This window comes from Streptomonospora arabica (assembly GCF_039531585.1).
Lineage (GTDB): Bacteria > Actinomycetota > Actinomycetes > Streptosporangiales > Streptosporangiaceae > Streptomonospora > Streptomonospora halophila.
The window spans coordinates 72,425-85,144 of sequence record NZ_BAAAQI010000009.1 but is presented as its reverse complement, the minus strand read 5'-3'; the positions used below and the strand labels follow the sequence as shown (position 1 = coordinate 85,144).

Annotated in this window: 9 protein-coding genes; 5 read left to right on the top strand and 4 right to left on the bottom strand. The window is 72.7% G+C overall.

The window, feature by feature from the left end; translation table 11 throughout:
- Nucleotides 1-233 precede the first annotated feature (233 nt).
- The 4 genes from tal to pgl all read left to right on the top strand — a co-directional run bounded on the left by tal (nt 234) and on the right by pgl (nt 4,868).
- Nucleotides 234-1,340 carry a transaldolase gene (gene tal / locus ABD284_RS16080; RefSeq protein WP_344144121.1) on the top strand — a complete coding sequence of 369 codons (1,107 nt, stop codon included), beginning with the start codon at nt 234-236 and terminating at the stop codon, nt 1,338-1,340.
- Between the two features lie 219 nt (nt 1,341-1,559).
- Complete coding sequence (gene zwf, locus ABD284_RS16075) at nt 1,560-3,089, top strand: glucose-6-phosphate dehydrogenase (RefSeq protein WP_344144352.1); 1,530 nt, start codon at nt 1,560-1,562, stop codon at nt 3,087-3,089.
- 73 nt (nt 3,090-3,162) lie between these two features.
- Nucleotides 3,163-4,089 carry a glucose-6-phosphate dehydrogenase assembly protein OpcA gene (locus ABD284_RS16070; RefSeq protein WP_344144119.1) on the top strand — a complete coding sequence of 309 codons (927 nt, stop codon included), beginning with the start codon at nt 3,163-3,165 and terminating at the stop codon, nt 4,087-4,089.
- The gene (pgl, locus tag ABD284_RS16065; protein ID WP_344144116.1) at nt 4,086-4,868 is read left to right on the top strand and encodes a 6-phosphogluconolactonase; all 783 of its coding nucleotides are present in this window, start codon (nt 4,086-4,088) and stop codon (nt 4,866-4,868) included. The genes ABD284_RS16070 and pgl overlap by 4 nt, the downstream gene beginning before the upstream one ends.
- An 80-nt stretch (nt 4,869-4,948) precedes the next feature.
- On the opposite strand, the gene ABD284_RS16060 is transcribed toward pgl, so the two are convergent.
- The 3 genes from ABD284_RS16060 to ABD284_RS16050 are packed head-to-tail and all read right to left on the bottom strand — an operon-like array spanning nt 4,949 to nt 8,076.
- On the bottom strand, nt 4,949-6,232 hold the full coding sequence (locus tag ABD284_RS16060; protein WP_344144114.1) for an ABC transporter substrate-binding protein: 1,284 nt from the start codon (nt 6,230-6,232) through the stop codon (nt 4,949-4,951).
- A 19-nt stretch (nt 6,233-6,251) separates the two neighbouring features.
- Nucleotides 6,252-7,121: a carbohydrate ABC transporter permease gene (locus ABD284_RS16055; protein WP_344144111.1), complete on the bottom strand. Its 870-nt coding sequence runs from the start codon at nt 7,119-7,121 to the stop codon at nt 6,252-6,254.
- On the bottom strand, nt 7,111-8,076 hold the full coding sequence (locus ABD284_RS16050; protein WP_344144109.1) for a carbohydrate ABC transporter permease: 966 nt from the start codon (nt 8,074-8,076) through the stop codon (nt 7,111-7,113). Before ABD284_RS16050 ends, ABD284_RS16055 begins: the two co-directional genes overlap by 11 nt.
- Before the next feature lie 648 nt (nt 8,077-8,724).
- On the opposite strand from ABD284_RS16050, the gene ABD284_RS16045 reads away from it, so the two are divergent.
- Nucleotides 8,725-9,978 carry a Gfo/Idh/MocA family protein gene (locus tag ABD284_RS16045; RefSeq protein WP_386698860.1) on the top strand — a complete coding sequence of 418 codons (1,254 nt, stop codon included), beginning with the start codon at nt 8,725-8,727 and terminating at the stop codon, nt 9,976-9,978.
- A gap of 238 nt (nt 9,979-10,216) precedes the next feature.
- Here ABD284_RS16045 and ABD284_RS16040 read toward each other — a convergent pair whose 3' ends face one another.
- A complete protein-coding gene (locus ABD284_RS16040) occupies nt 10,217-12,712 on the bottom strand; it encodes a TIGR03986 family type III CRISPR-associated RAMP protein (RefSeq protein ID WP_344144105.1) in 2,496 nt (831 codons plus the stop codon).
- Nucleotides 12,713-12,720: the final 8 nt, after the last annotated feature.

Sequence of the window (12,720 nt, the reverse complement as noted above, 5' to 3'; positions counted from 1 at the left end):
GAAAAACCCGTGACGCGCAGCGTCGCCTCCCGGGGTGGCGGCGGGTGACAGGGAAAACCCGTGACGCGCAGCGTCGCCTCCCGGGGTGGCGGCGGGTGACAGGGAAAACCCGTGACGCGCAGCGTCGCCTCCCGGGGTGGCGGCGGGTGACAGGGAAAACCCGTGACGCGCAGCGTCGCCTCTCGGGGTGGCGGCGGGTGACGGGCGGGACAGCTACGAGGAAGAGCGAAGTCATGACGAACCCGCTTCAGACACTGTCCGCCGAAGGCGTGGCCGTCTGGCTGGACGACATCAGCCGCGAACGGCTGCGCTCCGGCAACCTGCAGAAGCTCATCAGCGAACGCAGCCTGGTCGGGGTCACCTCCAACCCGACCATCTTCGACAAGGCCCTCAAGGAGAGCGACGCCTACGACGACCAGCTGCGCGACCTCGCGCGGCGCAAGGTGTCGATCGACGAGGCGGTCCGCGCGATCACCGGGTACGACATCCGCTGGGCCGCCGACATCCTGCGCCCGACCTACGAGTCCACCGGCCGCATCGACGGCCGCGTCTCGCTGGAGGTCGACCCGCGCATGGCCCTCGACACCGAGCGGACCGTGGCCGAGGCCCGGGCCCTGTGGTGGCTGGTGGACCGGCCCAACGTGTTCATCAAGATCCCGGCCACGGCCGAGGGCCTGCCCGCGATCACGCGCGCGCTGGCCGAGGGCGTGAACGTCAACGTCACGCTGATCTTCTCGCTGGACCGCTACCGCGGCGTCATGGACGCGTTCATGGCCGGGCTGGAGCAGGCCCGCGAGAACGGCCACGACGTCTCGCGCATCCAGTCGGTCGCGTCCTTCTTCGTCAGCCGGGTCGACGCCGAGGTCGACAAGCGGCTGGAGAAGATCGGCACCGACGAGGCCGAGGCGCTGAAGGGCCGCGCCGCCATCGCCAACGCGCGCCTGGCCTACGAGGCCTACGAGGAGGCCTTCGCCACCGACCGCTGGAAGGCCCTGGCCGCGGCCGGAGCCACGCCGCAGCGTCCGCTGTGGGCCTCCACGGGCGTCAAGGACCCCGCCTACGACGACACCCGCTACGTCGCCCAACTGGTGGCGCCGGGCACCGTCAACACGATGCCCGAGCAGACCCTGGAGGCCACGGCCGACCACGCCGACATCACCGGCGACACCGTGCGCGGCAACTACGAGCAGGCGCGCGCGGACCTGGCGGGCCTCAAGGCCCTGGGGATCGACTACGACGACGTCACCGCGACGCTGGAGGACGAGGGCGTCGACAAGTTCGCCAAGTCCTGGGAGGGCCTGCTCGGCCGGGTCTCCGAGCAGCTCGACCGGCACAGCTGATCCCGCGTCCGGCGGCCCGGGCCGCCGGACGCCGCCCTCGGCGGCCCCGGCGGGTGCGCGGACCGCGTGCCCGCCGGTCGCCTGGGCGCGGGCGAGACGCACGGCGGGGCGAGACGACGGGCCCGGCGCCGCGGCCCCGGCTCCGGCCCCGGGGGCCGGATTGGGCGGCGGCGCACAGCCACTACGACGACACAGGAGTCGACGGTGAAAGAACCGGTGATGCCGGGAGCGATCCCGAACCCGTTGCGCAGTGAACTGGACCGCCGCCTGCCACGCATCGCCGGGCCGAGCGTTCTGGTGCTGTTCGGGGTCACGGGCGACCTCGCCCGCAAGAAGCTGCTCCCGGCCATCTACGACCTGGCCAACCGCGGCATGCTGCCGCCCGGCTTCGGTCTCGTGGGCTTCGCCCGCCGCGACTGGGCCGACCAGGACTTCGCCGCCGAGGCGCACCAGGCGGTGCGGGAGAACGCGCGCACGCCGTTCCGCGAGGACGTGTGGCGCCAGCTCAGCGAGGGCCTGCGGTTCGTCGCCGGCGAGCTGCACGACGACGCCGCGTTCGACGAGCTCGCCCGCACCGTGCGGCAGCTCGACGCCGACCGCGGCACCGGCGGCAACTACGCGTTCTACCTGTCGCTGCCGCCCAAGCTGTTCCCCACGGTGGTCAAGCAGCTCAAGCGCTCGAACCTGGCCGAGTCCGAGGGGGCCGCCTGGCGGCGGGTGGTCATCGAGAAGCCCTTCGGCCACGACCTGCAGAGCGCGCGCGAGCTCAATGCGGTGGTCGACGACGTGTTCCCGCCGCACTCGGTCTTCCGCATCGACCACTACCTGGGCAAGGAGACCGTCCAGAACATCATGGCGCTGCGGTTCGCCAACACGCTCTTCGAGCCGCTGTGGAACCGCAACTACGTCGACCACGTGCAGATCACCATGGCCGAGGACATCGGCGTGGGCGGCCGGGCCGGCTACTACGACGGCATCGGCGCGGCCCGCGACGTGATCCAGAACCACCTGCTGCAGCTGCTGGCGCTGGTGGCGATGGAGGAGCCGGTGACCTTCAGCGCCGACGCGATCCGCGCCGAGAAGGAGAAGGTCCTCTCGGCGGTGGAGCTGCCCCCCGACCTGGAATCGGGCACCGCGCGCGGCCAGTACGCGCCGGGCTGGCAGGGCGGCGAGCACGTGGAGGGCTACCTCGCCGAGGAGGGCATCCCCGACGACTCGGCCACCGAGACCTACGCGGCGATGAAGCTGGGTGTCGGCAGCCGCCGGTGGGCGGGGGTGCCGTTCTACCTGCGCACCGGCAAGCGCCTGGGCCGCCGGGTGACCGAGGTGGCGCTGGTGTTCCAGCGGGCGCCGCACCAGGTGTTCAACTCCACCGACGTCGAGGACCTGGGGCAGAACGCGCTGGTGCTGCGCATCCAGCCGGACGAGGGCGTGACCCTGCGGTTCGGGTCGAAGGTGCCCGGCGCGGCGATGGAGGTCCGCGACGTCACGATGGACTTCGCCTACGGCCAGTCCTTCACCGAGTCCAGCCCCGAGGCCTACGAGCGCCTCATCCTCGACGTCCTGATCGGCGACCCGCCGCTGTTCCCGCGCCAGGAGGAGGTCGAGCTGTCCTGGCGGATCCTCGACCCCGTCGAGGAGTTCTGGGCCAAGCAGGGCCGGCCCGAGCAGTACGAGTCCGGCAGCTGGGGCCCGCGGTCCGGCCACGAGCTGCTGGCGCGCGACGGCCGGCAGTGGAGGCGGCCGTGACCGCGGCGCTCGTTGGCAGGACCACCGCGGCCCCCCGGCCACTCCTTCGCACGCCCCTGGGGAGGCGAACCCGATGACGCTGTATCTGCCGCGTACCACCACCTCCGAGATCACCGAGGCGCTGACGGCCGAGCGGCACAGCATCGGCGGCGGCGCGCTGAACATGGTGCTGACGCTGATCGTGGTGACCGACGAGGCCGACCACTACGACGCCGTGCGCGCCGCCACCGAGGCCGGACGCGAGCACCCCTCGCGCATCCTCGCGCTGATCCGGCGCGATCCGGGAGCCGAGCCCTCCATCGACGCCGAGATCCGCCGGCCCGGCACCTCCGGTCCCGGCGAGGCGATCCTGCTGCGCCTGTACGGCGCTCTCGGCGACCACCCGGGGTCGGTGGTGACGCCGCTGCTGGTGCCCGACTCCCCCGTGGTCGCCTGGTGGCCGGGGGTCGGCCCCCAGCACCCGGCCGGCGACCCGGTGGGGCGGCTGGCGCACCGGCGCATCACCGACGCGCTGCGCGCCGCCGATCCGGTCGGCGACCTGCTCGGCCGCATCCGCAACTACGAGCCGGGCGACACCGATCTGACCTGGACCCGGCTGACGCCCTGGCGCTCGCTGCTGGCCAGCACCATGGACCAGCCCGTCGGCTGGGTGGAGTCGGCCGAGGTCACCGGCGAGCCCGACTACCCCAGCGCCGACCTGCTGGCGGCCTGGCTGTCGGACCAGCTGCAGGTGCGTGTGGAGCGGGGGCACTCCGACGGGCCGGGCATCACCGGCGCGCGGCTGACCACCGAGCAGGGCGACATCTCGCTGCAGCGCAAGGACGGGCGGGTCGCCACGCTCGCACGCTTCGACCAGCCCGTGCAGTCGGTGGCGCTGGCCCGGCGGCGGGCCTCGGAGTCGCTGGCCGAGGAGCTGCGCCGGCTCGACGCCGACGAGATCTACGAGCGCACGGCCAAGCACATGGCCGCGTTGCTCGACCGCCAGGAGGAGCCGGCGTGAGCGGCCCGACGGCGGTGGTGCACCGCGACTCCTCGGCGCTGGCGAAGGCCACGGCGGCGCGCATCGCGACGGTGCTGGTCGACGCGCAGTCGGCGCGCGGTTCGGCCTCGATCGTGCTGACCGGCGGCGGCATCGGCGTGGCCGTGCTGGCCGAACTGGCCCGCGCGCCCGTCCGCGACGCCGTGGACTGGCGCCGCCTGGACGTGTGGTGGGGCGACGAGCGGTTCCTGCCCGACGGCGACTCCGAGCGCAACGAGACACAGGCGCGCTCGGCCCTGCTCGACCACGTTGCGGCGGACCCCGAGCGCGTGCACGCGATGCCGCCCTCCGACGGGCCGGACGGCGCCGACCCCGAGTACGCGGCCGAGCGCTACGCCGCGGCGCTGGCCCGCGCCGCCCGGCCGGAGGACCACGGCCCGGTGCCGACCTTCGACGTGTGCCTGCTGGGCATCGGCCCCGACTCCCACGTCGCCTCGCTGTTTCCCGAACAGCCGGCGCTGTACGAGGACGAGCGCTCGGTGGTGGCGGTGCGGGGCGCGCCCAAGCCGCCGCCCACGCGGATCTCGCTGACCTTCCCCGCCATCCGCGCGGCCCGGGAGGTGTGGGTGCTGGCCTCGGGCGAGGGCAAGGCCGACGCCGTGCGCCTGGCCCTCAGCGGCGCCGGACCCACCCAGGTCCCGGCGGCGGGCGCGCGGGGGCGTTCGCGCACGCTGTTCCTGCTCGACCGCGACGCGGCAGCCCGGCTGCCCGAGGAGTTCGCCGCGCCCGGCCAGATGTAGCCGCCGGCCGGGTCGCGGAACGGGTCGGCGCCCGGCCCCCTGCTCCGGGGGCGCGGGCGCCGACGCGGCGAGAGGAGGGGTCACTCGCCTCCGGTGGCGTCCTTCACCTCCGACATCCAGCGCTTGGACGCCTGCTCGGGGGTGATGTCGCCGAACATCAGGTCCTCGTTGATGCGCATGGTGATGTCGACGACGTCGCCCGCGCCGATGGGCGGCGGCGGGACGGCGCCCGCGACGTCGTCCTCGATGTCGGCCAGGAAGTCCGCACTCTCCTGGTCTGCCTCGGGCAGCTCGCCCATCAGCTGCTCGCGCAGCTCGGTGTTGGCGGGCAGGCCGCGGTCGGCCAGGATCAGTTCGCCGGCCCTCTTGTCGTTGAGCAGGAAGTCCACGAACATCGCGGCCTCCTCCGGATGCTCGCTCGCGGCCGAGACCGAGTAGTGCATCGCGGGCTTGAAGAAGGTGCCGGCCTGGGCGCTGGCGCTTTCACCGGGGAAGCGCAGCAGTTCCAGGTCGCGTCCGGAGGTCTCCTCCATCGTGCCGAGCTGGTTGGTCCAGAAGGCGGCCATGGCGCCGGAGTTGGTGGCCAGCACCGACTGGTCGGGGCCGCCCGCCTCCAGCTCCACACTCTTGGCGGCGCTGGGGGCGCCGTTCTCCTCGTGGACGCGCACCATGTGCTCCCAGTACTCGGTCATGGTGGCCTGGTCGAAGTTGAGCGCGCCGCTCTTGTCGTAGAGCGACTGCTCGCGCTGGCGGGCGTAGATCTGGAAGCTGTTCTCGTTGAAGCCGATGTCCTGGGTGCCGACGATGTCGCCGCCGGACTTCTCGCTGATCTCGGCGGAGATGTCGACCCAGTCCTGCCAGGTCCAGGTCTCGTCGTCGGGCATCTCGACACCGGCCTCCTCGAAGGCCTGCGGGTCGGCCATGATCGTGAAGGCGTTGACACCCGTGGGCACCCCGTAGAGGCTGCCGTCCAGCTTGCCGCCGCCCATGACCAGCTTGTCCAGCTTGGAGGTGTCGAGCTGGTCGCCGACCTCGTTGAGGTCCAGCAGCGCGCCGCGGTCGCCGTACTCGCGCAGGTAGCGCTCCTCCATGGTGATGACGTCGGGGGCGTCGTTGGCCGCGGTGTTGGTGGCCAGCCGGTCCCAGTAGCTGTCCCAGTCGGTGTACTCGCCGGTGACCTCGATGTCGGGGTGGGCCTTCTCGAAGCGCTTGATCACCTCTTGGGTGGTCTCGTGCCGATCGTCGGCGCCCCACCAGGAGAAGCGCAGTTCGACCTTCTCGTCGCCGGAGCCGCCTCCCCCGCAGGCGGTCGCGGCCAACGCCAGAGCGGCGACGCCCGCCGCCGGTTTGAGCCCTAGTCGCATAGTCGGGGTTCCTTTCGAATCACTTGATTCCGGTGGTGGCGATACCGCGCACCAGGTAGCGCTGCCCGGCGAGGAAGAATCCGAAGATCGGGCCGAGCGCGATCGCCGACATCGCGAAGAGGGGGCCCCAGGAGGTCTGGCTCTGGGAGTCCACGAACGTACGCAACGCGATGGGGACGGTGTACATCTCGGGGTCGGTCAGAAAGATCAGCTGGCTGAAGAAGTCGTTCCAGGTCCAGATGAAGGTGAAGATCGCTGTGGTCGCCAGCGCGGGCGTGGACAGCGGCAGCACGATGCGCAGGAAGATTCGCACGTGCCCGCACCCGTCGATGCGGGCGGCCTCGTCCAGGTCGCGCGGGAGTCCGCGGATGAACTGCACCATCAGGAAGATGAAGAACGCGTCGGTGGCCAGCAGCTTCGGCACGATCAGCGGGTAGAACGTGTTGATCCAGTCCAGGTTGGCGAACAGGATGTACTGCGGCACGATCACCACGTGGATGGGCAGCATGATCGTCATCAGCATGATCGAGAAGAACAGCCGCTTGCCCTTGAACTCCAGCCGCGCGAAGGCGTAGGCCGCCATCGAGCAGGCCAGCAGGTTGCCGGCGATCGAGCCCGCCACCACGATCAGCGAGTTCCAGATGTAGTGGTGGAAGGGGAACTGCAGCGCCGTCCAGCCCTCGGTGTAGTTCCCCGGCACGAGGGTGTCGGGGATCAGGCCGGGGTCGCTGAAGATGTCCGCGGTCGGCTTGAACGAGCTGGAGACCATCCACAGCAGCGGGTAGAGCATGACCAGCCCGAAGCCGATCAGCCCGAGATGGACGAAGAAGCGCCGGCGGCGCTCGCCGCGCTTGTCGGCCGCGCGTGCGGCGGACGTCTTAGTCACCATAGAAGACCCAGTACTTGGAGGCGAGGAAGTTCACGGCGGTGAAACCGGCGATGATCACCAGCAGCAGCCAGGCCATGGCCGAGGCGTAGCCCATGTCGAAGGAGCCGAAGCCGGTGTCGTACAGGTAGAGCGTGTAGAACAGCGTCGAGTCGGAGGGGCCGCCGGTCCCGCCGCTGACGACGAAGGCCTGGGTGAAGGTCTGGAACGCGTTGATCATCTGCAGCACCAGGTTGAAGAAGATGATCGGCGTGAGCAGGGGCACGGTCACCGAGAAGAACTGGCGCAACCGGCTGGCCCCGTCGACCGCGGCGGCCTCGTAGTACATGCGCGGGATCTGGCGCAGCCCGGCCAGGAAGATCACCATGGGTGCGCCGAACGTCCACACGTTCAGCACGATGAGGGTGCTGAGCGCGTAGTCGGGGTGGGAGACCCAGCCGACGCCGTCGATGCCGAAGAAGGCGAGCAGCTGGTTGACCAGGCCGTCGGCGCCGAACACCCGGCGCCACAGGATGGCGATGGCCACGCTGCTGCCCAGCAGCGAGGGCAGGTAGTACACCGACCGGTAGATCGGCAGACCGCGCACGCCCCGGTCCAGGACCATCGCCAGCGCCAGCGCCATGGCCAGCTGCAGCGGCACGGAGACGAACACGTAGACGAAGGTCACCCCGAGCGAGGTGTGCAGCCGCTCGTCGGTGAGCATCCGGGCGTAGTTCTCCAGGCCCACCCACTCGGCGTCGCCGATGAGGCTGTAGTCGGTGAACGAGAAGTACAGCGATGCCAGGATCGGGCCGATGGTGATGAAGATCAGCCCGGCGAACCACGGGGTCAGGAAGAGGTAGGCGGCCAGGCTGTCGCTGCTGCGCCGCCGGCCGCGCCGGGGCCGCCGGCCCGCCGCCTCGGGCGCGCCAGCGGGCGCCCCCGCACGGGGTTCGGCGCGCTCGCGGGTCGCCCCCATCACGCGGTCTCATCCCCGCGGACGCCGACACGGCACCGTCCGCGGGCGCGCGGTCCGGCAGGTCGTCGAGTGTGCATGGGCTCCACCGTCCTCAATCAGCCCGGGAAGCAGGTGTGCGGAACCGGCGGCTGGGGCTGCCGGGGCGGCGCTCCAGCCGGTCGTTCCGGCTTCGGTGCATTGGTAAGCGCTATCCAATTGCGGATGAACGGTTTTTAACACCCCTGCAGTACGCCGTCAATGATGCGGGGTGGCCGCGGAGCCGCCCGCGGACGCCGGAACGCGCTCCGATACCCGGGTTCACCTGGAACAAAATACCGAGATCGACCCTCCTGCACCGATGTGGCCCGCTTCACGGCAAGCACCGGACCGGTACCGCACCGTGTCCCGATCGTTGCACGATCGCACTGGCGGCCACCCGCCCCCGGGGCGAGCCGCCCGGCGGTGCGCGTCGGGGGGCGCGCACCGGCGCGACCGGCGATTTCGCGAGGAACGGCCGCCGGCGGCGTCTATGCGGAGGCCGCCCTGGACCGACTTTGGGAAAGCGTTTACCGTTGTGCCGTGAGCGACCCCACGACCAACACAGCCCCGTCCGCCCCCCGCGCCGAGCGGCGCCGGTTCGCCGTCGTCGGCACCGGCTCGCGCGCGCGGATGTACACCGCTGCCCTCGTCTCCACCCACTCCGGCGTCGCCCGGCTGGTTGCGCTGTGCGACACCAACCACACCCGCATGGCCGCGCACAACGCCCTCGCCGAGGAGCACGGCCACGAGCCGGTGCCCGCCTACCCCGCCGCGGACTTCGCCGCCATGCTCCGCAAGGAGCGCGTGCAGGAGGTCGTGGTCTGCACGGTGGACCGAACCCACGCCGACTACATCTGCGCGGCTCTGGAGGCGGGCTGCGACGTCGTCACCGAGAAGCCGATGACCGCCGACATCGAGGGCTGCCGGCGCATCGTCGAGACCCAGCGCCGCACCGGGGGGCGCGTCAACGTCGCCTTCAACTACCGGTTCAACCCCGTGCACGCGAAGCTTCGCAGCCTGCTGGCCGAGGGCGCCGTCGGCGATATCGGGTCGGTGCACTTCGAGTGGCTGCTGGACCTGCGCCACGGCGCCGACTACTTCCGCCGGTGGCACCGCGAGAAGCACAACTCCGGCGGCCTGCTGGTGCACAAGTCCAGCCACCACTTCGACCTGGTCAACTGGTGGATCGACAGCGCGCCGACCGAGGTGTTCGCCTGGGGCGACCTGTTCTTCTACGGCGACGAGAACGGGCGCAGGCGCGGCCTGGGCGCCGACTACGAGCGCGCGCACGGGTCGGCCGGCGCCGCCGACGACCCCTTCGCCCTGCACATGGCCGACAGCGAGGCGATGCGCCGGCTGTACCTGGAGGCCGAGCACGAGGACGGCTACCGGCGCGACCGCAACGTCTTCGGCACCGGGATCACCATCGAGGACGACATGTCGGTGCTGGTGCGCTACGCCTCGGGCGCCAAGCTCAGCTACCACCTCGCGGCCTATTCGCCCTGGGAGGGCTACCGCGTCGCCATCACCGGCAGCGGAGGGCGGCTGGAGCTCGACGTCACGGAGAGCCCGTACACCGAGCCGGGAAGCACCGGCGACGTCCCGGTGCGCGGGATGCCCGCGCCCAAGGAGAGCACCGTCTCGCGGCTGGTCCTGCGGCGGCACTGGCGCGCGCCCGAGGAGATCGACGTCGCGGTCGGCGAGGGCTCGCACGGCGGCGGCGACGTGCGCATGCTCGACACGCTCTTCGGCGCCTCGGGCGTGCAGCCGCGGCCCACGCACACCGACGGCACCAATGCGCTGCTGACCGGCCTGGCAGCGAACGAGTCGATCCGCACAGGGCGGCCCGTGGACGTGGCGGCGCTGCTCGCCGGCGGCTGCTGACCGCGGGCGGATCCGGCACCGGCAGGCCCCTCTCCGGGGCCGGGTGCCGGACCGCACGCGGATGGGGGCTCCGTCCGACCTCCATGCCCTCGGCGGGCGGTGTCGCCGCCGGCGGCGCCGCTCTGCTGATCGCAGGCGCTGCCGGGTGGTCGCGGTGCTATGCCCTCGGCGGGCGGTCACCGCGGCGACCGGGAGGGGCGCAGCGGCGCGGGGTCAGGGCGCCGCCCGCCGGAACGGGTCAGCCGGCACCGGACTCGGCGGTGCGGGCGTGTGCGGCGAAGCGGGTCTGCAGGTCGGGCAGTACGGGGTAGACGGCGAACTCGTCGAGGTCCATGACACGGGTCCAGCTTTCGGGCAGGCGGTGGCGCCACTGGGCGGCCAGCAGCAGCGCCTCGACCCGGCCGACGTCGCTCCAGTCGTCGGAAACCGGCTCGCCGGCACGCATGCTCTGCTCGCGCTCCCAGGTCAGCAGCGCCTCGCCGAACGCGTCGAGCAGTTTCTGCATGCCTTCGTCGCCGACGCAGGCGACGCCGGCACCGGGGTCGAGCGAGGCGGCCCGCTCGACCGGGTCGACCAGGTGGAGCGCGGGCGCGATGTGCACGCTGCCGAAGCCCAGCGCCTTGCCCAGCCCGATCTTGTGCGCGTAGAGGGGGTCGTCGGGGTCGCCGCCGCCCGCGGGGTTGCCCAGGTGCAGGGCCCGCAGCAGCGCGCCGACCTCGGCGTCGGTGAGGTTGGCGAAGGTGATGCGCCCGTGGAAGGCCAGCCCGGGGCGCAAGGGAACGACGTCGCGGGTGGTGGGGCCCGCGGCGACGCGGTCGGGGTGCAGGTGGGCGTAGCGCTGCGCCGAGGCGGGCAGGGGGTCGTGGCGGTGCAGGTAGACCTTGTAGCCGCCCAGCCGGACGTCGCCCTCGTGCGACCAGGTCACCAGGTCGGGCGACTGGCCCCACGTGGCCTCCGAGACCGGCTGGAGCAGGTAGTTGGCGAAGCAGCTGCGCTGGGGTGAGAGGAGCTCAACGCGCAGCGGGTGCTCCAGCCAGGGGTCGTCGCCGGTGTCGCACGAGGCCGATCCGACCGACACCCGGCCGCGCGCGGCCGGGCCGGCGCTCTCGCCGGGCGGCAGCAGGTCGACGTCGCCGAACAGGGCCCGCGGGACGTCCGGTGCCCGACCGCTGCCCTCGGAGCGGACGCGGCTGCGGGTGTTCACCTCATCGGGCACGGCGCGGCTGACGGGGTCGAACTCGCCTACGGCCACCCTGTAGCCGCCGGAGCGGCCGAAGGAGACGACGCGGCCCTCGGACTCCTGGTACCAGACCGGCTCGCCGCCGGCGCGGGCCAGGCCGCCGTCGCGGTACCGGTGCGCGGTGTCCGGGCCGGGCCCGGTGGACCCCCGGGTGCCGTCCGCACTGCCGTGCGCACTGCCGGGTGCGGCGCCCGGGAGGCCGCCGGGGAAGTTGCGCGCCTGGAACCGGGTGATCTGGTCGGCCGATTCCACGAGGTGGACGAGGTGGGCCGGCACCGCCAGCCGCTGCCGGGGGTCGGTGGCCGTGGGGAAGAGGTAGGCGTTCTTGCGTTCGCCGGCGACCCCGGTCAGCACCAGGACGCACTCGTGGGCGCGGAAGGAGACGTCGTCGATGCGCTGGAGCGCGCGGTCGTAGTCGTTGCGCCGGCCCCGCGCCGCCGAGCGGGAGCGCTCGCCCGACGCGCGCCGCATCGACTGCTCGGCTCCGTCGCGCTTGCGGCTCCAGCGCTCGCGCAGCCGGTCGCGGGCGGCCTCGCGGTGGCCGAAGCCGGGCTCCTCGCCGGGCGGCAGCACGGCCGTCGCCCAGAACCGGGACTCACCCACCGTGCGCCCGTTCACCTGGGGGCACAGCGCCACCACGGGCAGGTACTGGAACTCGCCGTGGAACTCGGCGGGGACGTAGCCGCCCCGGGTGTCGCCGGACTCGTGCGGCGGCAGCTCGAACTCGGGCAGTCCCGCGAAGCGCCGCAGGTCCTCGCGCAGGTCGGTCAGGCGGACCTGCAGCGGGCGCTCGACGGGCAGCGGGCGGATCTCCCAGGTGCCCTTCGCGGGGTCGCGGCGCAGGAAGCCCGCCTGCACCGGGGTGCCCGGCGGGTTGGAGGGGGCGCCGCCGCGGTCGCGGTACTGGCTGTGCAGCCGGCGCATGACGTGGCGGGCCCGCCGGTCGCTGTGGGAGGCGGCGGGCGCGCGGAAGAAGAGCTGGGGGGTGTTGACGGGCCCGGTCTCGCCGCCGGTGAGCACCCGCACGGTGTTTCTGATCAGCCCGCGCAGTGAGGCGCCGGGCAGGGCCGGGCGGCCGTCGATGGTCAGCGAGCGCTCGGCTGCGCCGTCGCGGGTGGCCCCGACGAACGCGGGGGTGAGGGTGCGCACGGTGATGTCGATCCAGCCGGTGTGGGTGCCGGGGATGCGCTGGTCGTGCGCCGCGAGGAGGCGGTGCTGGGGTGTGCCTTCGCGCAGCACCGGCTCCTGGAGCCGCTCGGCGGGCATGGGGCGTTCGGGCAGCGGCACGAGCCCGTAGGGCGCGACCGCCTGGTGGTCGCGCAGGGGGTCGGGCGGCGCCGCGGAGCGGGAAGCGCCGCCGCGCTCGTCGCGGCGCCTGGCGCGACCGCCGGGGGGCAGCGGTGCGGGCCGGCGCGCGGCGACGGAGGCGCGGCGGCGCGGCATGGCGGCCGGGGTGGGCCGACGGGGGAAGCCGGAGTGGGGCTGGTCGCTCACGGTGCCCT